Source organism: Plantactinospora soyae (assembly GCF_014874095.1).
Taxonomy (GTDB): Bacteria; Actinomycetota; Actinomycetes; order Mycobacteriales; family Micromonosporaceae; genus Plantactinospora; species Plantactinospora soyae.
This window is the reverse complement of record NZ_JADBEB010000001.1, coordinates 6,947,362-6,972,076: the sequence shown is the minus strand read 5'-3', so window position 1 is coordinate 6,972,076 and position 24,715 is coordinate 6,947,362. Positions and strand designations below refer to the sequence as shown.

Here is a 24,715-nt window from a genome sequence, read left to right as displayed (position 1 = left end):
CTCAGCCGGCCTGCCGGGTCCGGGGATCGATCAGGGCGTAGAGCAGGTCGACGACGAAGTTGGCGCCGAGCACCGCGAGGGAGATGACCAGGAAGATGCCCTGCAGCAGCGGATAGTCGGCGTTGGCGACGGCGGCGACCAGGTTCATCCCGATGCCGGGGTAGGAGAAGACGATCTCGGTGGCGATGGAGCCGCTGACCACGAAGCCGAGGGTGATGGCGAAGCCGGCGACGCTGGGCAGTACGGCGTTGCGGGCCGCGTACTGGATCATGATGCGGCGGGGGCGGAGTCCCTTGGCCTCGGCGGTCACCACGTAGTCCTCGGCCATCGTGGAGACCATCATGTTCCGCATCCCGAGCAACCAGCCGGCGACCGAGGCGACCACGATCGAGGCCGCCGGCAGGATGCCGTGGTAGACGGCGCTGCGCAGGAACGGCCAGTTGAACCCGATGGTGGTCTCGTAGCTGTAGCCGCTGTTGAGCGGGAACCAGCCGAGGATCCCGGCCAGCACGTAGAGCAGCACCAGGGCGAGCCAGAAGTACGGGATGGCGGCCAGGAAGGTGGTGGTCGGCACCAGCGCGTCCAGCCAGGTGCCCCGGCGCCAGCCGGCAAGCATGCCGAGGGTGATCCCGAGCAGCACGCTGAGCACGGTGGCCAGCCCGACCATCACCACCGTCCAGGGCAGGCTCTGGCTGAGCACCTTCGCCACCGGCGTCGGGTAGTAGCTGACCGACAGCCCGAACTCGCCGCGCAGCAGGTTGCCGAGGTAGCCGAAATACTGCTGCCACAGCGGGTCGTCGGAGACCCCGAACTGCAGCTCCAGGGCCCGCCGGGCCTCCGGCGACATCGGCGTCATGTTCTGGGTCTTGGCCAGGACGGCGTCGACCGGGTTGCCCTTGATCAGCCGGGGGATGAGGAAGTTGAGGGTGACCGCCGCCCAGACGGCGACCAGGTAGAACAGCGCCTTGCGCCGCAGGTAGCGCATCGGGCGCTCAGCCGGCCGGAAGCAGGTTCTTGGCCACGATGCCCATGTCCGGCCCGTTGTACGGGGTGGTCAGCGCGTAGTGGTTCTGCTCGGTGGGGAAGTTCGAGATGTTCTCGGTGCGGTACTCGATCAGTGAACTCGACTGCTGGATCGGGATGTACGGCAGCTCCTCGACCAGTACGTCCTGGATCTTGAACAGTTCGGCCCGCAGCGCGTCCTTCTGGTCCGGCGGGGTGTTCTCCATGACCAGCAGGGCGGCGTCGACGCTCGGGTTGCGGTAGCGGCCGTAGTTGGAGCCGGCCTGCTGACCCAGCGGGGCGGTGGTCTTGCTGGCGAACCCGCGGCTGTACCAGCTGTACGCGGTGCCCTCGCTGTACAGGTTGGTGATGATCATGTCGAAGTCGCCGGTCTGCTGGTCGGTGGAGAAGGCGGTGAAGGAGACCTCCTGGGTCTTCATCTCGATCCCGACCGACTTCAGTGCCTGGGTCATGATCTGCAGCGCGGAGATGTAGTCGTTGTAGCCCTGCACCACCTTGACGGTGAACGACAGCCGCCGGCCGGCCTTGGCGTAGATCCCGTCGGCGCCCTTGGTCCAGCCGTCCTGTTGCAGGGTCTGCTCCGCGCGGGCCGGGTCGAACTCCAGTTTGCGGTCCTTGTACTCCGGCTTGATGTAGTCGTCCCAGAGTGGCCGGGGCAGCTGGGCGGGGCTGGCGTGCTTGCCGTACCCGGAGAAGGCCAGCTTGATGATCTGGTCGCGGTCCAGGGCGAGACTGACCGCCTTGCGGACCGCGACGCTGTTGAACGGCGCCTTGTCCAGGTTGGGGATCAGGTTGGTCAGGTAGAGCTGCGACTCGTTGAGGTACTTGTTGTGTTCGGGGTCCCGGCTGACGTACTGCTTGTCGATGTCGGCGATGAACGAGCCGGCCCAGTCGAGCTGGCCGGCGCCGAGCGCCGCGATCGCGCTGTCCGCGCTGGCGAACTGGTGGAACCGCAGGCCCTTGATCTTCGGCTTGCCGGCCTCCCAGTAGTTCGGGTTCCGCTCGAAGACGTAGTTCTGCTGGCTGAACGAGGCCACCGTGAACGCCCCGGTGGCGACCGGCTTCTCGTTGGTGAAGGCGGACGGGTCGGCGATGGCCGACCACAGGTGCTTGGGCACGATGTAGATCCGGCCGGCGATCAGGTTGAGCCGGGTGTAGACGCCCTGGCTGAACTTGATCGAGACGTGCGTCGGGTCGGCGGCGACGGCCTCGACGATGGGCAGGCCGTTGTGGTTGATCTTCTGGTGGTCCCGGATCAGGTTGAAGGTGAAGGCGACGTCCTCGGCGGTGAACGGCGTGCCGTCGCTCCACTTCACCCCGTCCCGGACGGTGAGGTTCAGCGTCCGGCCGTTGTCGGCGAACTCGTAGCCGGTGGCGAGCTGCGGCTGCACGTCGTCGGCCCGGGCGCCGTTGAAGTAGAGCAGCGCCTCGTAGAGCACGCTGTGGGTGCCGGCGACGCTGTTCTGGGAGAACGGGTTGAAGTTCGGCACGAAGCCCGCGTTCGCCCCGGAGAAGACGTTGATGATCTTGCCCTCGGCCGTACCGGAGCCGTCTGCGTCGCCGTCGTCGCCGCAGCCGGCGGCACCGCCGACGACCAGCGTGGCGGTGGCCAGCGCGGCGAGCAGCCGGCGGGCGAGGGGGGATCTCATCGGTGCCTCCCGGTCGGGAATTTCGGGCGGATTTCGACGCGGTGTCCGGGGAACGTGAGATCGATAACAACACCGAACCGGTTCAGAGTCAATAGACGGTGGACGATAGCTGCCGCCGCGACGATGAGCTGCCTTTTCACGACATGAGCGTGCGCCGGTCAGCCCCGCCGGGCGCCGACTCCGGCTTAACCGGTTCCGCCTGTACGGGCCGGGGACGTTCCGGCCGCCGCCCCGCCGTCGGCGGTCACCGACGCCGGGGCGAACGATGATCCATTCCGGCCCGGCCGAAATTCGGACGAAACCCGATCGCTGGTACCGTTGCCAGCGCCGATAACACTCACGAGCGAGAGACCGCCAGGCAACTGCACAGGCGGCGCCGAAGGGGCAAATCCTCCCCGGAACCTCTCAGGCAAAAGGAGCCCGTGGGCAGGCGACTGTGGAGCGCTGCGCGACGTCGCGGGGCGTGACAGAGGGGGAGGTTGCAGCGTCGACCTCGCCCGGGAGTGCCCCCATGACCACACCGCAGTTTCCCGCCCGCGACATCGGGCGGTTCTCCGACCGGCACATCGGCCCCGACGCCGAGGCCGAGCGCCGGATGTTGGAGACCGTCGGATACGACTCGATCGACGACCTGATGGACGCCGCGATCCCCGAGGCGATCCGCTGGACCGGCACCCTCGACCTGCCGCCGGCGGCCACCGAGGACGAGGTGATCGCCGAACTGCGGGCCCTCGCCGCCCGCAACACCGTCGCCGTCTCCATGATCGGGCTGGGCTACCACGGCACCCACACCCCGGCGGTGATCCGCCGCAACGTGCTGGAGAACCCGGCCTGGTACACCGCGTACACGCCGTACCAGCCGGAGATCAGCCAGGGCCGGCTCGAGGCGCTGCTCAACTTCCAGACCATGGTCACCGACCTGACCGGGCTGGCCACCGCGAACGCCTCGATGCTCGACGAGGGCACCGCCGCGGCCGAGGCGATGACCCTGGCCCGCCGGGCCGGCAAGAGCTCCAGCCCGGTGTACGTCGTCGACGCCGACACCCTGCCGCAGACCATCGCGGTACTGGCCACCCGGGCCGAACCGCTCGGGATCGAGGTCCGGGTCGTCGACCTCGACACCGAGCCGCTGCCGGCGCAGTTCTTCGGACTGCACCTGCAGTACCCGGGCGCCTCCGGAGCGGTACGCGACCACACCGCGCTGGTCGAGGCCGCGCACGCCACCGGGGCACTGGTGACCGTCGCCGCCGACCTGCTCGCGCTGACCCTGCTCCGGCCACCGGGCGAGATCGGCGTCGACATCGCCGCCGGCACCACCCAGCGGTTCGGCGTACCGATGGGCTTCGGCGGTCCGCACGCCGGCTACCTGGCGGTGCGCGGCGGCCTGGAGCGGATGCTGCCCGGCCGGCTGGTCGGGGTGTCCCGGGACGCGGCCGGCGACCCGGCCTACCGGCTGGCACTGCAGACCCGGGAACAGCACATCCGCCGGGAGCGGGCGACCAGCAACATCTGCACCGCCCAGGTCCTGCTCGCCGTGATGGCCGGGATGTACGCGGTCTACCACGGCCCGGCCGGGCTGCGGGCGATCGCGCAGCGGGTGCACCGCCGGGCCGCCACCCTCGACCGGCTGCTCCGCGACCTGGACGACCCGCAGATCACGCTCGTGCACCAGGCGTACTTCGACACCCTGCTGGTCCAGGTACCCGGCCGCGCCGAGCGGGTGCTGGCCGACGCCGCCGACCGGGGCGTCAACCTGCGGCTGGTCGACGCCGACCACGTCGGGATCTCCTGCGACGAGACGACCACCGGGGCGCACCTGGCGACGGTGGCGGACGTCTTCGCCCGGCTGTCCGGCAGCACGTCGGCCGGCGTACCGGACGCGGTCGAGGCGCCGTCGGCGCTGCCGGCGGGGCTGGCCCGGACCAGCGACTTCCTGGCCCACCCGGTCTTCCGGTCGCACCACTCCGAGACCGCCATGCTGCGCTACCTGCGCCGGCTCTCCGACCTCGACTACGCCCTGGACCGGGGCATGATCCCGCTCGGCTCGTGCACCATGAAGCTGAACGCCACCACGGAGATGGAGCCGGTCAGCTGGGCCGAGTTCGCCGACATCCACCCGTTCGCGCCGGCCGCGCAGACCGCCGGCTACGCCGAACTCGTCGCCTCGCTGGAACGCTGGCTGGCCGAGGTGACCGGGTACGACGCGGTCAGCGTCCAACCCAACGCCGGCTCCCAGGGCGAACTCGCCGGCCTGCTGGCCATCCGCGCCTACCACCGCGAGCGCGGCGAGGCGCACCGGGACGTCTGCCTGATCCCGTCGTCGGCGCACGGCACCAACGCGGCCAGCGCGGTGATGGCCGGGATGCGGGTCGTGGTGGTCGGCTGCGACGGGGACGGTGACGTCGACCTGGCCGACCTCGACCGCAAGATCGAGGCGCACCGGGACACCCTCGCGGCGATCATGGTCACCTACCCGTCCACCCACGGGGTGTACGAGGGCGGCATCGCGACGCTCTGCGCCAGGGTGCACGACGCCGGCGGCCAGGTCTACGTCGACGGCGCCAACCTCAACGCGCTGCTCGGGTTCGCCAAGCCCGGCCGGTTCGGCGCCGACGTGTCGCACCTGAACCTGCACAAGACGTTCTGCATCCCGCACGGCGGCGGCGGTCCCGGGGTCGGGCCGGTGGCGGTGCGGGCACACCTGGCGCCGTACCTGCCCGGCGACCCGCTCGGTACGGACGGCCCGGCCCGGCCGGCGGTCTCGGCGGCCCGGTACGGCTCCGCGGGCATCCTGCCGATCCCGTGGGCCTACCTGCGGCTGATGGGCCCGGAGGGGCTCACCCGGGCCACCGGGGTGGCCGTGCTGGCGGCCAACTACGTCGCGACCCGGCTACGCGGGCACTACCCGGTGCTGTACGCCGGCAACAAGGGCCTGGTGGCCCACGAGTGCATCCTCGACCTGCGCGGCCTGACCAAGGCCACCGGCGTGAGCGTGAACGACGTCGCCAAGCGCCTGATCGACTACGGGTTCCACGCGCCGACGATGTCGTTCCCGGTCGCCGGCACCCTGATGGTGGAGCCGACCGAGAGCGAGGACCTGGCCGAACTCGACCGGTTCTGCGCGGCGATGATCGCGATCCGGGCGGAGATCGACCAGGTCGGGACGGGGGAGTGGCCCACCGGCGACAACCCGCTGGCGAACGCGCCGCACACCGCCGTGATGGTCAGCGGCGACGACTGGCCACACCCGTACCCGCGCTCGGTGGCGGCGTATCCGGGTGGGGTCGACCGGCTCGGGAAGTACTGGCCGCCGGTGCGTCGGATCGACGACGCGTACGGCGACCGGAACCTGGTCTGCGCCTGCCCGCCGCCGGAGGCGTTCGAGAACTGACCAGGGACGACTCGTCACCGGCTGCTGTTCCGGACAGCGGCCGGTGACGCTGAGCGACCGGTCAGCCGACCAGGGCGTGCCGGGCCGGGCCACGGTGCGGGGCTATCGTGCTGCCGTCGGGCAACAGTTCGCCGGTGTCCTCGAACAGGATGACGCCATTGCAGAGCAGGCTCCATCCCTGTTCACGGAAGCAGGCGATCACGCGGGCGGCCTCACGGTCGGTCGCTTCAGCGGAGGGACAGGTCGGTCGGTGCTGGCACATCGGGTTCTCCGGACTATGGGGGCACTGTGGCATGGTTCACATGACCAGTGACGGACGGTACCCCCTCACCCCCGGTGATGACGAGCGGGTATCCGTCTGCACGGGAAAGAATCCACTCTTCGGATGAGGCAGATCGAACCGTCCGTCGTGGAAGCGCTCCCATACAGGCCGCCGGGAGCGCCGACCACCTGCGTACCCGGGCTCGTCGAACACGACCGGTGGCAGTACTGGACCGGCTCGGCCGGCGACCCCGCCCAGCTGCTCGAAGACTTCCTCGCCGGACACGGCCTGCCGGTCCGCGACCTGTCCCGGCCCGTCCGGCACCGCCCCGACGCCCGGCCCGGCACGGTCTGCGGCGCGGCCCTGTTCGTCTCCGCCGCGGCCGGCGCCCGGATGGTCGGATTCCCGACCGGGCCGCCGAGCCCTGCGCCGGACGTCCCCGACCTGGTGGCGGTCGTCTACCGGCACGGCCGGCCCGGCGAGGGGACCGCCCCGCCGTGGCACGCCGCGGCCGACTGGCGGCTGGAGCCGTGGCGGGAGAGCTGGTCACCGCAGCAGCACGCCACCGCCGTGGAACTGGCCCGGCAGGCCATCGGCCGGGGGGACATCTACCAGGTCAACGTCGTCGGGCACGCCGCCGCCCGGTACACCGGCAACCCACTGCCCGGGCTGACCCGGCTGACCCGGCTGCCCGGAGCCCGCTACGGCGGGGTACTCACCGGCGCCGGCTGGGCGATCGGCTGCGCCTCCCCGGAGACCCTGGTCGAGGTCGCCGACGGCCGGGTGCTCACCCGACCGATCAAGGGCACCCGACCGGCGACCGGCCAGGGCCGGCGGGAACTGCTCGAATCCGCCAAGGAACGCGCCGAACACGTCATGATCGTCGACCTGGAGCGCAACGACCTCGCCCGGATCGCCCGGACCGGCTCGGTCCGGGTCGACGAGCTCTACGCGATCCGCCGCTGGTCGGACCTGTGGCAGGCCGAGTCGACGGTCTCCGCGACGCTCGCCGACGGACAGGGCCTGGCCGACGTGCTCCGGGCGGTCTGCCCCGGCGGCTCGGTCACCGGCGCGCCGAAGCTCGCCGCGCTGGCCCAGATCGCCGCGCTGGAGCCGGTCGGCCGGGGCGCCAGCATGGGCGGGCTCGGCTGGATCGGCCCCGACCGGATGGAGCTGGGCCTGACCATCCGGACCGCCGCCGTGGACGCCGACCGGGTACACGTCTGGGCCGGCGGCGGAATCACCTGGGACAGCGATCCCGCCGCCGAGGTCGCCGAGGCCGCCGCCAAAGCCGGACCGGTCCGGGCCGCGCTGGCCGGCCGCACCCGGTAACACCCGCGACACCCGAGCCGCCCCGACCCACCCCCGGCAGCAGCCAAGAATCGTTACGCCGACGGCATAGCGGTCAACGGCGGGATCGCTCGGAAGGCATCCTGAGGTCAGCGCCCGGCGGTGGTCGCCGGCCGACGAGAGGGTGCCGAGATGACGATGATCGCGCAGGTCTCCGGCCCGGCGAGCTGGCGTGGCGACCAGCTGGCCGGCAGCGCGGGGTGGCGGCTGTCGTGCGGCGACGCACACCAGGCGGAACTGCTCGCCGCGCTCGCCGCCGTCGAGGCGTCGCAGGTCGCGCCGGGCGCCATCGCCCGGACGGATTTCCCCCTGCCGACGCTCGGCCCCGAACTCGACCGACTCGCCGCGACGGTGACCGACGGTCCCGGAGTCGCTCTCGTCCAGGACGTGCCGGTCGCCCGGCTCACCGAGCGGCAGTGCGAGATCATCGCGCTGGGCATCGCCGGCTACGTCGGCAGGCTGGTGCCGCAGGGGCCGGATGGCGCGCCACTGCGCCACGTACGCGACGAGGGCGTCGATCCGACCCACCCGACGAGCCGCAGCTACCAGCACCCCCACCGCCTCGGGTTCCACGCCGACCCGACCGACGTCGTCGCCCTGCTGTGCATCCGACCGGCCCGGTCCGGCGGGCTCAGCACGATCGTCAGCTCGGTCGCGGTACACGACGAGATCGCGCGTACCCGTCCCGACCTGGCGCAGGTGCTCTACCAGCCGTGGTGGCACGACCGGCGCTCCGGCGACGGCCCGGACAGCTTCTTCCAACGACCGGTCTACACCGTCGACACCGAGGGCGGACTCTCCGTCTACTACGGGCCGGACTACATGCGCTCCGTCCAGCGCGCGGCCCACGTACCGCCGCTGCGCCCGGCGCAGGTCGCGGCGATGGAAGCCCTCGACCGGCTCCACGACGACCCCCGGTTCAGGCTCACCATGGACCTGCGCACCGGCGACATGCAGTTCCTCAACAACCACGTCGTCCTGCACAGCCGGACCGGATACGAGGACCATCCGGAGCGGGAGCGTCGCCGGGACCTTCTCCGACTGTGGCTGGCCAGAACACCGGATGCCGGCTGACGACGGTCGCCGTCAGCGACGCGGCCGCAGCTGCCGCAGGGTGTAGCCGTGACCGGTCGGATCCAGCGGCTTCGTCGCCTGCTTGAACAGGTACTCGGCCCGCTCGTAGGAGAGCCGGCCCCGGCCCGTCTCCGGGCACCGGTCGGCGTCCGACGGCATCCGGGCCGGTCCCGGCCGCCGGTCGGCGAGAAACAACGGCCCCCGGGTCCGGCCGGCGAGCAGTTCGGGGAGCAGCCGGGCGGCGCCGGACCGCCAGTTGAGCCAGACCCCGCCGACCCGGGCGCGGCGGTCGTCTAGGTCGAGCTGCTCCACGTCCAGCGACAGCACCGCCGTCACGGTGGCCGCCGACTCGTGCAGCAGGCGCCACAGCGTCCGTTCCCGCACCGGCAGGTCGGTCCGGTCCCAGAGCGCCGCCAGCTCCACCACGCCGATCGCCGGGGTCGGGGAACGGACGTCGGTACGGCGGTCGAGTCCCACCGCGAGGTCCGGCCGGGACGCCCAGGAGCCGAACGACCGGATCGCCGACCGGTGCCGGTTCCAGGTCGGGGCCGCCGCCGTACCCCACGCCGTGCTGAACACCCCGGCCACCTGCTCGGCGGTCAACGCCGTCAGCGGCACCTGGTCGCCGAGGCTGCGCCGCAGCCGGCGCAGGGTCTGCCCGTACGAGCGGACCGTCGCAGCGTCCAGGTCCTCCCGGCCCAGGAAGTCCTCGGCGGCCCGGCCGAGCGTGTCCGCCGGAACACCGATCCCGACGGCCGGTCCCGCCCCTTGTGGTTCCGCCGCCGGAAGCAGGTCCCGCGCCTCGTCGGCCCGGCGGTGCAGGAAGGCCCGCTCGGCGGCGTTCCCGGTCAGCGCGGCGGCCCGGAGGAACTCCCGACGGGCCTCCTCGAACCGGTCCAGTCGGAACAGCAGGTCTGCCCGGACGCCCGGCAGCAGGTGGTAGTCCTGCAACGCCGGGTCGGTGGTCAACTCCTCGACCATCGCGAGCCCGGCCTGCGGCCCGTACGCCATTCCGACCGCCACCGCCCGGTTGAGCGCCACGACCGGGGTCGGCAACAGTCGGGCCAGCGCCGCGTACAGGGATGCGATCCGGGGCCAGTCGGTCTGCCGCGCGGTCGGGGCCTGTGCGTGGCAGACCGCGATCGCCGCCTGCAACACGTACGGGCCGGCTGGGCCGCCAGCCTCCCGGGCCCGCAGCATCGCGCTGAAGCCCCGCCGGATGAGCAACTGGTCCCAGCGTCCCCGGTTCTGCTCGGTCAGCTGGACGGGTTCACCCGACGGTCCGGTCCGGGCGGCCGAACGGGACGCCTGGATCTCCATCAGCGCGACCAGCCCGTGCACCTCGGCCTCGCCGGGTGCCAGTCCGGCCAGCAGCCGGCCCAGCCGCAGTGCCTCGTGGCACAGCCCCGGCCGGATCAGGTCGTCGCCGGACGTCGCCGCGTACCCCTCGTTGAAGACCAGGTAGATGACCTCCAGCACCGACGACAGCCGGGCCGCCAGCTCCGAGGCGTCCGGCAGCGCGAACGGCACCCGCTCCTGCGCCAGCCGCCGCTTCGCCCCGGCGATTCGCTCGACGATCCGCTGCTCGCTCACGAGGAACGCCCGGGCGATCTCGGCGGCCGTCAGGCCCCCGATCACCCGGAGCGTCAACGCGACCCGCGCCTCGGTCGCCAGCACCGGATGGCAGGAGATGAACATCAGCCGCAGGATGTCGTCCTGCGCGGTCTCCGGCTCCGGCGCCTCGGGTTCCGGCTGCTGCCCCTGCTCGTGGGCCAGCTGCGCGTGCCGGCGGTCCAGCCGCTGCGAGCGCCGGAGGTGGTCGACGGCGCGCCGCTTGGCCACGGCCATCAGCCAGGCGCCGGGACTGCCCGGGATGCCCGAGGCCGGCCACTGTTCGAGCGCGGCAACCAGGGCGTCCTGGGCCAGCTCCTCGGCGAGACCGATGTCGTGCACCATCCGGGCCAGCCCGGCGACGATCCTGGCCGACTCGAGTTTCCAGACCGCGTCGACCGTACGGTGCAGGTCCGTCGTCGTCACCACGATGGCAGCCCCACCTCCACCTTCCCGCGCATTCGTCGTCGACCCGGCCGGTCCCGGCCCGGAATCAGGGACCGAAGACCTGCTGGATCATGCTCTCGCCGTCGCCGACGATCCTGCGGAACCGGCGGGTCAGCTCGACCGCCTCCTCCCGGGACCGGACCTCGACCAGTGCGAAACTGGCCACCGCCTCCCTGGCCTCGGCGAACGGCCCGTCCGTCACGGTGATCTCGTCCCCGGACGAGGTGACCCGGACACCGGCCGGGTCCAGGCCACCGGTGGCCAGCAGAACTCCCGCCGCGGTCAACTCCTCGACGAACCGGGCCATTTCGGCGTACAGGTTCTCGTCCGGTACGACCTCGCTGGGCATAGCCGTCATCAGGTAGCGCATGGAATGTCTCTTTCTCTCGTCGCCTGCTCTGTCCGGGCTGGTTCTCCGGCCCTGCTCAGACGTCGAACAGTGTATGTGACAGGGAACGGCCGGCGTTCCCTGTCGGATGGGCCGATCGACGCGTAGCCGACCAGGAACAGCCGACATCCGAGGAAGGCCCCACCATGACCACCAGCCAGATCCCCACCACCACCATCGCCACCACCCGCCCGGCGGTCAGCACCCGGACCCTGCTCACCTGCGGCGTCGTCTCGGCGCCGCTGTGGACCGCCGTCTCCCTGGCCCAGGCCGCCACCCGGGACGGCTTCGACCTGACCCGCCATCCGCTGAGCATGCTGAGCAACGGTGCCCTCGGCTGGCTGCAGATCACCAACTTCCTGCTCGGTGGGATCCTCACCGTCGCCGGTGCCGTCGGACTGCGCCGGATGATGCGCGGCACACCGGGCGGCCGCTGGGCACCCCGACTGATCCTGGTCAACGGCATCGGCATGATCGCGGCCGGAGTACTGGTGATGGACGCCGGCGACGGCTTCCCCGCCGGCACCCCGTACGGGACACCCGAGGCGCTCAGCTGGCACAGCTACGGCCACATGGCCGCCGGCGCGGTCGCCTTCACCGCCCTGATCGCCGCCAGCTACGTCCTCGGCCACCATTTCAGCCGGGCCGGGAACCGGGGCCACGCGATCGCCGCCCGGATCGCCGGCACCGCCCTGCTGCTCGGCAACGGCTGGGCGATGAGCGGCGGCCAGGCCGGATCCCTGACCCTGGCCGTCGGCTCCATCGCCGCCTCGACCTGGGTCTCCATCGTCGCCGCCCGCTACCGCCGCGCCATGGGCTGACCGGCCACGGATCAGCCGCCGAGCAGGTCGGCCAGCGCCTCGGCGGGATCGTCCCGGGGCGCTCCGGCCGGCCACCACTCGCCATCGGCGGCCTCCCGGTACGGGTACCAGCGTCCGTCCTGGCCGTACCGCAACTGCGCCCGGCGGTCCGGGAACGTCCACCGGTTGCGCCAGACCTGCGGCTGCGGCAGGTCGTCACCGTCCCAACCGGCGTCGAGCCGGGCCCGGGCCCGGGCCAGCCCCGCGGCCGGCGGCCGCCACGACTCCTCCAATACCGTCAGCCCGGCGTGGCCGCCGTACTCCCAGGCCCGCACGGCCCGGCTGAACTCCCGGGCCGGCCGGCCGCTGGCCTGACGCAACCGGGCCAACGCCGGGCCGCTCGCCCCGGCGGCGGCGAGCCGGACCGCGTCCGACCGTTGCGGCAGCGACATCGGCGGGCACCCGTCCGGGGCAGTGGGCCCGAGCAGCGCGGCGGCCCGGGACGCCGCGTTGTCGACCAGCGCCCGCAGCGCCTCCGCCGGTATCCCCGGCGCGTCCGGCAGGTCCGGCCCGGGCCCGTCTGCGCCAAGTGGCGGCGGCGGTTGCGGCAGCACCGGATCCGGCCCGGTGTACGCCCGCGCGGCCGGCACCCCGGCGCCGGTCGACGGGCCGGGCGACGGGCGGTCGGTCACCGGCCGGGCGGTCCGGCGGCGCAGCTCGGCCAGCAGTTCCCGTCGACCTCGGCCCCGGATCAGCAGCAGCACGAACGGATCGGCGTCGAGCAGCCAGGCGACCTGGTAGCAGAGCGCGGTGGCGTGCGGGCAGGGATCGCCCCACTCCGGGCAGTCGCATTCCGGTTGCAGGTCACCCAGCCCCGGCAGCAGCCGGACGCCGACGTCGTCCGCCGCGGCCACCAGGTCACGCGGCATCTCCCCGTCGAGCAGCGCGGCGATGTGGCCGGCCTTCGCCTCGACCTGGTCCAGGAACCGGGTCCACGCGGCGTCGCTCATCGGTTCGACGAAGACCCGGGGCCGGTAGAAGACGTCCTGGACCCCGTCGTGCACCTCGGCGGCGATCCGGCCCGGGCTGACGGTGATCGATCCGACCTGGCCGGCGGAGGCGGACCGGCGTCCCTTGCGCAGCAGCGTCTGGTCCAGTGACGTGTCCTCCAGGGCACGGATCCAGGCGTCGCCCCACCAGGCCCGGGTCAGCCGGGCCCGCCGGCCCGGTGGAAACGCCGGAAAGCCCCGGACCCGGTCACCACCGTCAGCCATGCCGTCTCCCCGCCGCGTCCCTCGTCATGTTGTCCCTGCCGAGCCCGTCGATCCGCCCGCCGCGCCCACTCATCCCGGCCTCCGCAGTTCGACCAGGTCCGCCAGTTCGGCGTCGGACAGTTCGGTCAACGCCGCCTCGCCGCCGGTCAGCACCGCGTCGGCGAGTTCCCGCTTCGTGGCCAGCAGCGCGGCGATCCGGTCCTCGACCGTCCCCTCGGTGACCAGCCGGTGCACCTGCACCGGCCGGGTCTGCCCGATCCGGTACGCCCGGTCGGTGGCCTGCTCCTCGACGGCCGGGTTCCACCAGCGGTCGTAGTGCACCACGTGGTCGGCCCGGGTCAGGTTGAGCCCGGTGCCGGCGGCCTTGAGCGACAGCAGGAAGACCGGCACGGCGCCGTCCTGGAACCGGCGTACCTGCTCGTCGCGGCGGAGCACCGGGGTACCGCCGTGCAGCAGCTGGGTCGGCACGCCACGGTCGCCGAGGTGCCGCTCGAGCAGCCGGGCCATCGCGACGTACTGGGTGAAGACCAGCATCGCGCCGTCACCGGCGACGATCGTGTCGACAAGTTCGTCGAGGAGTTCGAGTTTCCCGGACCGGCCGGCCAGCCGGGGCCGCGCCTCCCGCAGGTAGTGCGCCGGATGGTTGCAGACCTGCTTCAACGAGGTCAGGAGTTTGAGCACCAGGCCACGGCGGGCCATCCCGTTGCTGTCGCGGATCTGCGCCATCGTCTCCCGGACCACCGCCTCGTAGAGGCCGGCCTGCTCGCCGGTCAACCCGACCGGATGATCGGTCTCGGTCTTCGGCGGCAGCTCCGGTGCGATACCCGGATCCGACTTGCGGCGGCGCAGCAGGAACGGCGCGATCAGCCGGGCCAGTTCCCGGGCGGCCACCGGATCCCGGTCCGCCTCGATCCGGCTGGCCCACCGGGCCCGGAACCGGGCGAGCGGGCCGAGCAGGCCGGGGGTGGTCCAGTCCAGGATCGCCCACAGCTCGGCGAGGTTGTTCTCCACCGGGGTGCCGGTGAGGGCGACCCGGGCGGCGGCCGGGATCGCCCGCAACGCCCGCGCCGTACCCGAGGCCCGGTTCTTCACGTGCTGCGCCTCGTCGGCCACGACCAGACCCCACCGCACGGCACCGAGCCGCTCGGTGTCCAGCCGCATCGTCCCGTACGTCGTCAACACGAACCCACCACCGGCCACCTCGTCCAGGGTCCGCCGGCCGCCGTGGAAGCGCCGCACCGGCGTACCCGGGGCGAACCGGTCGATCTCCCGTTCCCAGTTGCCGAGCAGCGAGGCGGGGCAGACCACCAGGGTCGGCCCGGCGGTCGCCGGATCGGCCTGCCGGTGCAGGTGCAGCGCGATCAGCGTCACCGTCTTGCCCAGCCCCATGTCGTCGGCGAGGCAGCCGCCGAGCCCGAGCGACGTCATCCGGGCCAGCCAGCGCAGCCCCCGCAGCTGGTAGTCGCGCAGCACCGCGGTCAGGCCCGCCGGTGGACCGATCCGGTCCGTCTCGGCGTACCCGCGGTCGGCGTCCGGCGTCCGGCCGGGGTGTTGCGGTCCGGCACCGTCGGGTCCGGCCGGCTCGGGATCGGCGATCCGCCGCCGCAGCCCGGCCAGCCAGCCGTCGGCGGCGACCTCGACCGGGCGACCATCGATCTCGACCGTTCCGGTCAGCGCGGCACCGAGCGCCTCGATCGCGGTGACCGGCGGCAGAGCCGGCTTGCGGGCCCGGGCGGCCAGCTCCGGATCGACCAGCACCCACTGGTCCCGCAACCGGACCACCGGCCGGTGCGACTCGGCGAGTACGTCCAGTTCGGCGGCGGTGAGTGGCTGGCCGGCGAGGGCGAGCTGCCAGTCGAACCGGAGCAGTTCACCCTCGCCGAAGAACGCCGCGACGTCCGACGGGGGAGCGTCGGTCGCGCCGAGCACCGCCCGCGCGGTCAGCGCGGAGGTCAGCTCACGCGGCCAGTGCACCTCGACACCGATCGCGGCGAGCCGGCCGGACCCGTCGGCGAACAGGTCGCTGACCTCCTCGTCGGTCAGCGCGAGCTCGTCGGGGACGGTGGCGTCGAGCAGGTGCCGCAGCGGTGGCCAGACCCGGGCCGCCCGCCGTACCGCGAGGGTGGTGTCGATCCGGGCCCGGGGACCGAAGTCGGCGACCGTGTCACGCCACAGCGCGGCCGCGTCGACCACCAGCGCGGGGTCGACGAGGCTGTGCACCTGTAGCACCGCCCGCAGCCCGGGCCGGGTGAGGTCCCCGTCGACGGCGTCGAGACGGATCGAGACGCGTACCCCGGAGTCGAGGCCGGCGGAGATCTCCTCCGCCCAGCTCCGCAGCCGCGGCACCGGCTGCGGGGCCGGCGCGGCGAACACGTCGGTACCGGCGGCGTGCCGGGCGGCGGGGGACCGGGGCAGGGTGTCGGCGACCGCGTCGAGGAAGCCCCGCAGCAGGGGATGCGCGTCCGGCAGCGTCAGCGGGTCCGTCGGGATTGGCACCGCACGGGCCCGCGCCGGCATCGCCGTCGCCAGCTCCCGGACCCGGGCGACGTCCGCCGGGTCCAGCGGTCCGACCAGCCAGGCGTCGAAGCCGCCCGGTGACACGGTGGGCAGGATCCGCCGCCGCGCGACCAGGTGCAGCGCCACCACCGCCGCCGCGGCCCAGTAGGCGGCGGCCGGGTCGACCGGCCGGTCCGGCGCCGGACGGGTCCCGGCCAGCAGCACCGGCACCGCCTCGCCGACCGCCAACCGGCGGGCCGGCACGGTCCGCGACCGCACCCCGTCCCCGTCCGGTACGACGACGGTCAGCTCCCCGGGCAGCCCCGGCCCGCCCGGCAGCGGGCCACCGTCCGGTCGCCAGAACGCCATCGCACCCGTACGGGGCGGATCGGCCGGCTCGAACACCACGGCACAGCCGGCGAGACCACCCGGCTGCCGTTCCGGGTCACCACCGTCGGCGTCCCGCACCGAAATCGGCTCCATACCCGGTTCTCTTCCTCTCCGCTGCCGCCGCCCGCCCACCATCGCGCCATGGTCGGCGACGGGCCACCCCCAGACCAGCCCGTACATTGTACCGTATGACGTACGGGAACCCCTCCGGAGCAGAGATCGACGGACGGGACGACAATCAACCGGACATGACGACCGAGCACACCGGCACCGGAGACCCCGCCCGCAGCCTCGCGCTGCTCTGGCGCACCCACGAGCGCGCCAACCGACGCGGCCGTACCGACCTGACCGTCGACCGGATCATCCACGCCGCGATCGAGGTCGCCGACGCCGACGGGCTCCCCGGACTCTCCATGCGCCGGATCGCCGAACGACTCGGCGTCGGCACCATGTCCCTCTACACCCACCTGCCCGGCAAGGCCGAACTCCTCGACCTGATGCTCGACACCGTCTACGCCGACGTCCCCGACACCGACACCACCCCCCGCGACTGGCGGACCCGGGTCGAACAGATCGCCCGGGACGCCTGGGCCCGCTACCACCGACACCCGTGGATGCTCCAGATCGGCACCAGCCGCCCCGTCCTCGGCCCCAACGCGATGGCCCGGTACGAACACGAACTACGCGCAATCGACGGCATCGGACTCACCGACATCGAGATGGACTCCGTGGTCAACCTCGTCGCCGGACACGTCGCCAGCGCCGCCCGACAGGCCCTCGACGCGACCTCGGTCGAACAACGCACCGGCATGACCGACGAACAGTGGTGGTCCGCCCGCGCGCCACTGCTCGACGCACTCACCGAAGGCCACCACTATCCGACCGCCGCCCGGGTCGGCGCCACCGTCGGCGAGGCGTACGGGTCGGCGGTCAACCCCGTACACGCCTTCGAATTCGGCCTGCACCGGCTGCTTGACGGCATCGACGCACTGATCCGCGACCGTCACGACACCGGCGGATCCCGGCCCACCCCGTGACGCGCCGGACGACACCGCCGGAAAACCACCCGATAAGGTTCCGGTCATGACGATGCGGCCCATCCGGATCATCGGCGACCCCGTACTCCGCACCCCGAGCGAACCGGTCACCACGTTCGACGCCGAGCTACGCGCCCTGGTCACCGACCTCATGGACACCCTGCTCGGCGCCCCCGGCCGGGCCGGAGTCGCCGCACCCCAGATCGGCATCAGCGCCCAGGTGTTCGTCTACGACGCCGACGGACACCGAGGCCACATGATCAACCCCACCCTCGAACTCTCCGACGAACCACAGGACGACGACGAGGGCTGCCTCTCCATCCCCGGCCTGTACTTCCCGACCCCGCGCGCCATGCACGCCACCGCCCACGGCGTCGACCAGCACGGCGAACCCCTGACCATCACCGGCAGCGGCTTCCTCGCCCGCGCCCTGCAACACGAGACCGACCACCTCGCCGGACGCCTCTACGTCGACACACTGCGCGGCGACGCCCGCCGCCGGGCGCTACGCGAGATCCGCGCCGGACGATTCGCCACGCCCGAACGGTAACCACCGAAAACGAACCGGGCCCGCAGCCCCGGCCCGAACGGACCACCCCCGCTCAGCGGCCCCGGCGCCGCCGCAACCAGATGCCGACCACACCCAGGAGTACGAACAGCAGCCCGGAACAGAGCAGCGCTTTGAAGATCACCGGGAAACTGTCGCACATCCCGCCGTAAGGTGCAGAGGTGCGCCTGGCAACCTTCAACCTCCTGCACGGCAGATCCCCGCACGACGGCCTCGTCGACGCGACCCGGCTCAGCACCGCGGTCGCCAACCTCGACGCCGACGTCCTCGCCCTCCAGGAGGTCGACCGCGACCAGTCCCGCAGCAACCACCTCGACCTGACCAGCATCGCCGCCCACGCCATGGACGCACCCGACCACCGGTTCGCCGCCGCTGTCGTCGGCACCCCCGGCGAGGGGTTCCGCCCCCTGACCCACGACGACGACGGACACGGCGAACCGCTCTACGGCATAGGCCTGATCAGCCGCTACCCGGTCCGCTCCTGGCAGGTCATCCGGCTCACCGCACTCCCCGTCCGCTCCCCGGTGATCGCCCCCGGCCCCGGCGGCGGAATCGTCCTCTTCCGCGACGAACCCCGAGTCGTCCTCGCCGCCATCCTCGACACCCCGTACGGCCCGATCACCGCCGCCGCCACCCACCTCTCCTTCGTACCCGGCTGGAACATCCGACAACTCCGCCAGGTCATCCGGGCCCTACGCACCCTGCCCGCGCCCCGGATCCTCCTCGGCGACCTGAACCTGCCCGCCGGACTCGCCAGCCTCGTCTCCGGCTGGCGCTCCCTGGCCCGCCGCCCCACCTACCCGGCGAAACAACCCCGGGTCCAACTCGACCACATCCTGGCCGACCCCCGCGGTGGCCACCCACTGCCCGCGGTCACCGCCGTGCGTACCCCCGTGGCGACCATCTCCGACCACCGCCCCCTCGTCGTAGACCTCGCCTGAGCCCGCCCGCAACCCCACCCACCGGACCGGTACACAGCCCGGACGGGCCGCCACCACGGCACCACCAACCGGGCAGTAGCATCCGCACGCGGCGCGGCGACCCCCGGCGCGCCACCTGCGGAGGTGACATCGGTGGACCAACCGGTCCGGCTCGCGATCGACCTGGGCACCACCCACACCATCGCGGTGGTCCGCCGGGACGACCACCAGCCACCCCGGACACTGCTCTTCGACGGCTCACCACTGCTCTCCTCCGCCGGCTACGTCGCCCCCGACGGCACCGTGCACACCGGCCGGGACGCCGAACGACTCGGCGCCACCGACCCGCAACGCTACGAACCACACCCGAAACGCCGCATCGACGACGGCACCCTCCTGCTCGGCACCGACGAAGTACCGGTGGAACGCCTCCTCACCGCCACCCTCCGACGGGTGGCCGACGAAGCCCGCACCGCCGGCGTCGACCCCGCCGCAGCGACCGTCCTCACCTACCCCGCCGACTGGGGCCCACCCCGACGGAACCTGCTCCGCAGCGCCGCCCAGAACGCCGGACTCGGCCCCGTACGCCTCCTCGACGAACCCGTCGCCGCCGCCACCTACTGCGTCGACATCCTCCACCAGCAACTCCCCACCGGCGGCAGCCTCGGCATCTTCGACTTCGGCGGCGGCACCCTCGACGTCACCGTCGTCCGCCGCGACCCCGACGGCCTCCGGGTACTCGCCACCGGCGGCCTCGACGACCTCGGCGGACTCGACATCGACGAGGCCCTCGTCGCCCACCTCGGCCACCTCATCGAACTCCGCGACCCCGCACTCTGGCACCGGCTCAACCAGCCCGACACCCCGGCACACCGCCGCGACCGGCAGGCGTTCTGGACCGAAGTCCGCACCGCCAAGGAAATGCTGTCCCGGACCACCAGCGCCCCCGTACAGGTCCCCGGACGCGACGACCCCGTACACCTCACCCGGGACGAACTCGACCGCGTCGCCGGCCCCCTCATCGCCCGCGCCGTCGACGAGACCCGACGCGTACTGCAACGCGCCGCCGTCGACCCGGCCCACCTCACCGGCCTCCTCCTGGTCGGCGGATCCAGCCGCCTACCCCTGGTCGCCAGCCGCCTGCACGCCCGGCTCGGCATCGCCCCCTCGGTACCCGAGCAACCCGAACTACCCGTCGCGTACGGCGCAATCCGGCGCACCACACCCCCGACACCACACCCCGGCCCACCCCGACCCGGGTACCAGCCGGCCGCCTACCCCCCGATGGCCGGCCCCACCTGGTCCCCGAACCCACCAACACCACCCCCGGCCATCCCGACCCGACCGCACACCGCGACCCAACAGCCACCCGGACCGACCGCCCGCACCACACGCCGCCGACCGATCCGCCGGCTCCTGATCGTCAGCACCGCGTTCATCGCGGTCGCCGGCTGCATCGGCACCGCCGTCGTCGGCGGAAACTGGCTGAAGAACACCATCGCCGCCGTCGGCACCCTCAACAACACAGGCAACGGCATCGGCACCAACCTCGGCGCCCCCGACCCCGCCGGAGACCTCAAACAGGTCAACGGATATCCGAGCACCCGGACCGGCGCCGCCGCCGTCACCGTCGCCGGCGACCACGTCATATCCGCGGTCTCCGGCGACGGGGCGACCGAAGTCGTCTCCCTGCCCGGCAACGACGCCCCACCCCGCTGGACAGCGACCGTGCCGATGGAACCATCCGAACTCCGAATCGCCGCCGTCGGCGACCTGATCATCCTGGACGGCCTGCGCTCCATCACCAACTACGGCGACGACGTCCGCGCCGTGCTCTCCGCCACCAACGGCAAACTGCTGTGGAAACGCGCCTGGGCCAACCGCACCGACGTCGCCTACTACGGCACCGACGTCGTCGTGGAAATCCGCAGCGGCACCGACAAACACTCCATCGCCCGCGTCGACCTCCGCACCGGAAAACAGGAGTGGAGCCGGACCGGCCCCCGGGACGTACTCAGCACCGACGACCATCGCACCGAACCCATGCGCCAATGGCCGACCCCGCCCAGCACACCCGCCGCCACCCTGCCCGCCGTCAACGGCGTCCTCACCGACGCGGTCGTCGCCGCCACCCCCATCATCGAACTCGACGCCAAGAACGGCCGCGGCACCCTGCTCGACGCCAAAACCGGAAAAGCCCAGGGAAGCGGCAAACTGCCACTCGACGACGGCATCTGGGTCGCCTACGACAACCTCGTCATCGGCAAGACCGCCACCCGATCCGCCGGCGCCCAGCAGGTCCTCGCCGGCCACGCCGTACCCGGCTTCCAGCAGCGCTGGACCGTACCGCTGGCCGCCGTCGAACGCATCGAACGCGTCAAGCCCTGCGGACCCCACCTCGTCTGCGTCGCGATCACCGGACCCGACGCCAACCACACCCTCGCCGTCGACACCCGCACCGGAACACCCGCCTGGCGGATCGCCGTCGACAACTCCGACGAGGACTGGTACGCCCACGGCGACACCATCCTCGCCGGCAAATCCACCTTCTTCGAATCGCTCGACGACCCCCGACTGGTCAACCAGTCCGACGGCAAGGCACGACGCAAACTCTCCGAGTACTCCACCGTGCTGGCCACCAACGGCGGCCGGATGGTGCTGAGCAGCACCGACGGCCTACCCATCAAGTGGCAACTCCACGTCGAGGAGACAGCCACCGACCGGAGCACCAGTACCGTCGCCGTCGGTGACAAATCCCCCGAGCAGGTGGCCGTCGCCGGTGACCTCGTCGGCGTCATCACCGGCGACCGGCGCACCCTGGCACTGCGGATCTCCGGAATGAACTGACCACGAGTCCCTCGTCCCAGGCCCGGAAACATCCGGAACAGCGGCACCCCGACGTCAGCCCGAACCCATCGCCGCCGCGTCCGAGCCGACCAACCGGCCCAACGACCGGTTCGTTCGGTTCGCCCGCACCGCCGCCCGCTGGGCGTCTGCGGTCACCTCGATGTAGTTCTGGCTCGTGCTCAGACTCGCGTGCCCCAGCAACCGCATGATCTCCGAGGCGTTCGCACCGTCCTCCGCCAGCCGGGTCGCGAACGTGTGCCGCAACGCGTGCAACTGCGCGCCCCGGGGAACCCGGTCGGTGATGCCGGCCCGCCGGTAACAGGACTCCACCAGATACTGCAGACCACCCCGACGCAGCGGAGCACCGTACCGGTCGAGCAGCAGCGCCGAGTCCCGGCGTACGGTGCGGGCACCGAACCGCCGCCGCCGACTCTCCAGATAGCCGACCACCACCCGGTCCAACTCCGGCTCCACCGGGATCATCCGGGTCCGACCACCCTTACCCGCCACCTCGACCCGGCGCTCGCCCGGACGACCACCCAGCGAACCGACCCGGAGCGCCAGCAACTCGGCGAGCCGGAGGCCGGCGCACAGCGCCAGGGCCAGAACCACCAGATCCCGCTCGGGCCAGGGATGCCGCTGGCGCGGGTCCTCCCGGGCCACCGCCGCCAGCAACTGCTCCGGTGTCTGCTCACCGCGCAGTGGCTTCGGCGGGGGAGGCGGCACCACCGGCTTGTCCACCGCCGACATCGGGTTACCCGGCACGATGCCGTCGGCGACCAGGAAGCCGAAGAAGCTGTTCCAGGTCGACCAGGCCCGGGAGATCGACGCCGCTGCTCGGGGAGCGGCGAACCGGGCAAATGCCCCACGCAGCGACCGGGCCGTCAGGGCGTTGATCTCCAGGGCGGCCAGGGGGAGGGGAGTGGTCGGATCCTCGGCGATCAGTCGGCCGAGGGCCAGCAGGTCCCGACGGTACGCCGCCAGGGTGTGCGGGGAGGGCTTGCGGGTCGCCCGCGACGTCAGGAACTCGTCAATGAGGGGTAAGAGAAGAAAGTTCCTTTCGTCCTGCATAAGCAACATTATGCATGATTTGGAGGTTTAACGCGAGTGGCTGTCACGACGGGACGTACGCGATCCGCCGGTCCCGACAGCCCGGTCGACCTGCGGTGCACCGGCTCGGGACCGGAGACCCCGAGCCGGGGTAGGGAATGAGCCACGACGCAGCGACCAGCCCGTCAGGCTGCGACAGTTCACGCGGACGGAAGTTCGCACCCGGCTGTCGGGGTGAGCGAGCCATCGCGTCGATCACGCCGGCTATCCAGCCGAGCAGTCCGCCGAGTTGGCTCGGGTCGACGGCGCCGGAAGGTCAGAGGGCTCGGCGGCGGACCCGCCCGATCAACGTCGAGGTTCGCGCCTCGGGGAGCGACACCACCAGTACGGCCGCACCGCCACGTCGGACCCTGATCCTGTTTGGTTGACATAATGTACATTATCGACCTGGAAACGGGACGGGTCCGAGACCGTCATCGGGGCCCCGCGTCACTCCTGTCACTTCTCATTCGTCCTGGAGCCATTCTCAGCAACTTGAGCTATCTCCTGAGTCTTCGCACTAACTTGAGCCACGGCGGACGCCGCTGCGTGACCGGCAATGGATTCATCCTCCGCCGGCCCGACCCGTCACCCGCTGGGTGGTGGTCTTCGTCCGAAGGGGAAGGTCTAGGCACTCGTACGCGGTCGGGTCGTCGGAGGGTGCGGCTCCTCCCCCGATCCGGGGGCAAGAGCGCTGTCGGGTTGAGATCCCCAACAGCGACCGGAGGATCCCGCCCGTACCGGTGACTGCTGGTCGTGGTCGACGAACTCGCCAGCAGCGCCGCAGCGCGCAGCCGCGGGCGACTGGCACGCGTAGGCCGCCCGCACCGCTGACCACGAGTAACCGCGGTCCTGGTCTTTCTCCCACTCGTAGTACGAGGGGCGGTGCTCCACGTGACCGTCAGGTCACCAGCTCAACTACGGAGCGTCCTCAACCTGGCGGGCCTGTTCGGGTTCCAGTTCCTGCTCGCCTTGTACCTGCAGTCGGTGGGGGGATACAGCTCCGTCGAGACCGGCATGGCCTATCTGCCAGGACCTATCGTGATCGCGGTGATCTCGCTCGGCTACTCCGCCAAGCTGATCACCCGCTTCGGTCCGCGCGCCGTGCTGCTCGCCGGCATGGTCGCCACGGCCGTCGCACTGGCTCTGCTGGGACGCCTGCCCGTGGACGCGTCCTACCTCGTGGACGTCCTTCCGTCGGTGCTTCTCCTAGGCATCGGCGCAGGTCTCGCGCTCCCCGCAGTCATCGGGCTCGCCATGTCCGGCGCGACACCAGCAGACTCCGGTCTCGCCTCGGGCCTCGTCAGCACCACTCAACAGATCGGCGGTGCCCTCGGCGTCGCGCTCCTCGCCGCGCTGGCCGGCTCCCGCACCGACACATTGCTCGGCGACGGCAAGACGCCGGCCGACGCCATGACCGCCGGCTACCACGTGTCGTTCTTCGTGGCCACCGGTCTCGAGGTAATCGGGTTCCTCCTCGCCGCAGTCCTCCTACGCTCCCCGAAAGCCACGGGCGCTACGGATCCCACCGTCGCGGCACCCGCCGACGCAACCAGGCACGGCGACAGAGAGATCGCCGTGCCAGCCCCGAACCAGAACTAGCCGAGCAGTCGGTCACCAGCGGGCCGTCCCGACCGGCGCGTTTCCGACGCGCCGGAGCCAGCCGACGAGGTAGAACGCCATATAGGGCCCTGAGGGATCGAGCGTCCCACATCACCCGGGCACGTACCGCTGTCCATCGACGCCGACCAGCGTCCAGACGGGCACTGAAGGAATGCGAAAGGAAGCCGGCTCGGTTGTCTGGGATTCGGACACCGCAAAGGGGTCCTGACTCCCTACTCCAACCCGTACGCCGCCAGGTCGCTGCGATGAGGGATTCAGGCACTTCCCGCAGGTTTTCTGTGGCGGGCAGCAGGAGTGATCGTGGTCAACCACCAGGCGCTCCGCCTCCGTCGGCGGGCTTTGACAGATGCGACACAGGCCGCCCTGCTCCTCGACCAGGTGGAGGTACTGCTGAAGGTTGATCCCGAACTTCGAGCGCAGGTGCTTGTCCACCACGCATGTGCGGCACAACGCCGAAAGTCCATCGCGATACTTAG

Annotated in this window: 18 protein-coding genes and 1 riboswitch; of the genes, 9 read left to right on the top strand and 9 right to left on the bottom strand. The window is 71.9% G+C overall.

The window, feature by feature from the left end; all coding sequences use genetic code 11:
• Position 1: 1 nt before the first annotated feature.
• Together H4W31_RS30455 and H4W31_RS30450 are read right to left on the bottom strand one after the other, a co-directional pair.
• Positions 2 to 985: an ABC transporter permease gene (locus tag H4W31_RS30455; RefSeq protein ID WP_192769777.1), complete on the bottom strand. Its 984-nt coding sequence runs from the start codon at positions 983 to 985 to the stop codon at positions 2 to 4.
• Between the two features lie 7 nt (positions 986 to 992).
• Complete coding sequence (locus H4W31_RS30450) at positions 993 to 2,672, bottom strand: ABC transporter substrate-binding protein (RefSeq protein ID WP_192769776.1); 1,680 nt, start codon at positions 2,670 to 2,672, stop codon at positions 993 to 995.
• 332 nt (positions 2,673 to 3,004) lie between these two features.
• Positions 3,005 to 3,103, top strand: a riboswitch (glycine riboswitch).
• An 80-nt stretch (positions 3,104 to 3,183) separates the two neighbouring features.
• Here H4W31_RS30450 and gcvP point away from each other — a divergent pair.
• Positions 3,184 to 6,063, top strand: coding sequence for an aminomethyl-transferring glycine dehydrogenase (gcvP, locus tag H4W31_RS30445; protein ID WP_192769775.1), 2,880 nt, complete (start codon positions 3,184 to 3,186; stop codon positions 6,061 to 6,063).
• A gap of 61 nt (positions 6,064 to 6,124) precedes the next feature.
• Here the strand turns inward: gcvP and H4W31_RS30440 are convergent, their stop codons facing one another.
• Positions 6,125 to 6,325 carry a DUF5999 family protein gene (locus H4W31_RS30440; protein ID WP_192769774.1) on the bottom strand — a complete coding sequence of 67 codons (201 nt, stop codon included), beginning with the start codon at positions 6,323 to 6,325 and terminating at the stop codon, positions 6,125 to 6,127.
• 123 nt (positions 6,326 to 6,448) lie between these two features.
• Here H4W31_RS30440 and H4W31_RS30435 point away from each other — a divergent pair, with 123 nt between their 5' ends.
• Both H4W31_RS30435 and H4W31_RS30430 read left to right on the top strand, forming a co-directional pair.
• Positions 6,449 to 7,657 (top strand): chorismate-binding protein, encoded by a 1,209-nt coding sequence (locus H4W31_RS30435; RefSeq protein ID WP_192769773.1) that lies wholly within the window; start codon positions 6,449 to 6,451, stop codon positions 7,655 to 7,657.
• 150 nt (positions 7,658 to 7,807) lie between these two features.
• Positions 7,808 to 8,749 carry a TauD/TfdA family dioxygenase gene (locus H4W31_RS30430; RefSeq protein WP_192769772.1) on the top strand — a complete coding sequence of 314 codons (942 nt, stop codon included), beginning with the start codon at positions 7,808 to 7,810 and terminating at the stop codon, positions 8,747 to 8,749.
• A 12-nt stretch (positions 8,750 to 8,761) separates the two neighbouring features.
• Here H4W31_RS30430 and H4W31_RS44485 read toward each other — a convergent pair whose 3' ends face one another.
• Both H4W31_RS44485 and H4W31_RS30420 read right to left on the bottom strand, forming a co-directional pair.
• Positions 8,762 to 10,789 carry a sigma-70 family RNA polymerase sigma factor gene (locus H4W31_RS44485; RefSeq protein ID WP_318783487.1) on the bottom strand — a complete coding sequence of 676 codons (2,028 nt, stop codon included), beginning with the start codon at positions 10,787 to 10,789 and terminating at the stop codon, positions 8,762 to 8,764.
• Between the two features lie 64 nt (positions 10,790 to 10,853).
• Positions 10,854 to 11,177: a YciI family protein gene (locus tag H4W31_RS30420; protein ID WP_192769771.1), complete on the bottom strand. Its 324-nt coding sequence runs from the start codon at positions 11,175 to 11,177 to the stop codon at positions 10,854 to 10,856.
• Between the two features lie 164 nt (positions 11,178 to 11,341).
• On the opposite strand from H4W31_RS30420, the gene H4W31_RS30415 reads away from it, so the two are divergent.
• Positions 11,342 to 12,016: a DUF998 domain-containing protein gene (locus H4W31_RS30415; protein WP_192769770.1), complete on the top strand. Its 675-nt coding sequence runs from the start codon at positions 11,342 to 11,344 to the stop codon at positions 12,014 to 12,016.
• 11 nt (positions 12,017 to 12,027) lie between these two features.
• Here the strand turns inward: H4W31_RS30415 and H4W31_RS30410 are convergent, their stop codons facing one another.
• Together H4W31_RS30410 and H4W31_RS30405 are read right to left on the bottom strand one after the other, a co-directional pair.
• Positions 12,028 to 13,269: a hypothetical protein gene (locus H4W31_RS30410; RefSeq protein ID WP_192769769.1), complete on the bottom strand. Its 1,242-nt coding sequence runs from the start codon at positions 13,267 to 13,269 to the stop codon at positions 12,028 to 12,030.
• Between the two features lie 69 nt (positions 13,270 to 13,338).
• Complete coding sequence (locus H4W31_RS30405) at positions 13,339 to 16,248, bottom strand: DEAD/DEAH box helicase (protein WP_192769768.1); 2,910 nt, start codon at positions 16,246 to 16,248, stop codon at positions 13,339 to 13,341.
• Positions 16,249 to 16,403: 155 nt separating this feature from the next.
• Between H4W31_RS30405 and H4W31_RS30400 the strand changes: the two genes are divergently transcribed.
• The 4 genes from H4W31_RS30400 (at position 16,404) to H4W31_RS30385 (ending at position 21,527) form a co-directional block, all read left to right on the top strand.
• On the top strand, positions 16,404 to 17,192 hold the full coding sequence (locus H4W31_RS30400; protein WP_192772506.1) for a TetR/AcrR family transcriptional regulator: 789 nt from the start codon (positions 16,404 to 16,406) through the stop codon (positions 17,190 to 17,192).
• Positions 17,193 to 17,238: 46 nt separating this feature from the next.
• Entirely contained in the window at positions 17,239 to 17,742 is a 504-nt protein-coding gene (gene def / locus H4W31_RS30395) for a peptide deformylase (RefSeq protein WP_192769767.1), read from the top strand.
• 179 nt (positions 17,743 to 17,921) lie between these two features.
• Entirely contained in the window at positions 17,922 to 18,701 is a 780-nt protein-coding gene (locus H4W31_RS30390; RefSeq protein ID WP_192769766.1) for an endonuclease/exonuclease/phosphatase family protein, read from the top strand.
• Positions 18,702 to 18,833: 132 nt separating this feature from the next.
• Entirely contained in the window at positions 18,834 to 21,527 is a 2,694-nt protein-coding gene (locus H4W31_RS30385; RefSeq protein WP_192769765.1) for an Hsp70 family protein, read from the top strand.
• A gap of 54 nt (positions 21,528 to 21,581) precedes the next feature.
• On the opposite strand, the gene H4W31_RS30380 is transcribed toward H4W31_RS30385, so the two are convergent.
• Complete coding sequence (locus H4W31_RS30380; RefSeq protein ID WP_192769764.1) at positions 21,582 to 22,598, bottom strand: tyrosine-type recombinase/integrase; 1,017 nt, start codon at positions 22,596 to 22,598, stop codon at positions 21,582 to 21,584.
• Positions 22,599 to 23,501: 903 nt separating this feature from the next.
• On the opposite strand from H4W31_RS30380, the gene H4W31_RS30375 reads away from it, so the two are divergent.
• Entirely contained in the window at positions 23,502 to 24,218 is a 717-nt protein-coding gene (locus tag H4W31_RS30375; protein ID WP_318783486.1) for an MFS transporter, read from the top strand.
• Positions 24,219 to 24,329: 111 nt separating this feature from the next.
• Here H4W31_RS30375 and H4W31_RS44910 read toward each other — a convergent pair whose 3' ends face one another.
• Positions 24,330 to 24,671, bottom strand: coding sequence for an endonuclease domain-containing protein (locus H4W31_RS44910; RefSeq protein ID WP_192769763.1), 342 nt, complete (start codon positions 24,669 to 24,671; stop codon positions 24,330 to 24,332).
• Positions 24,672 to 24,715 lie beyond the last annotated feature (44 nt).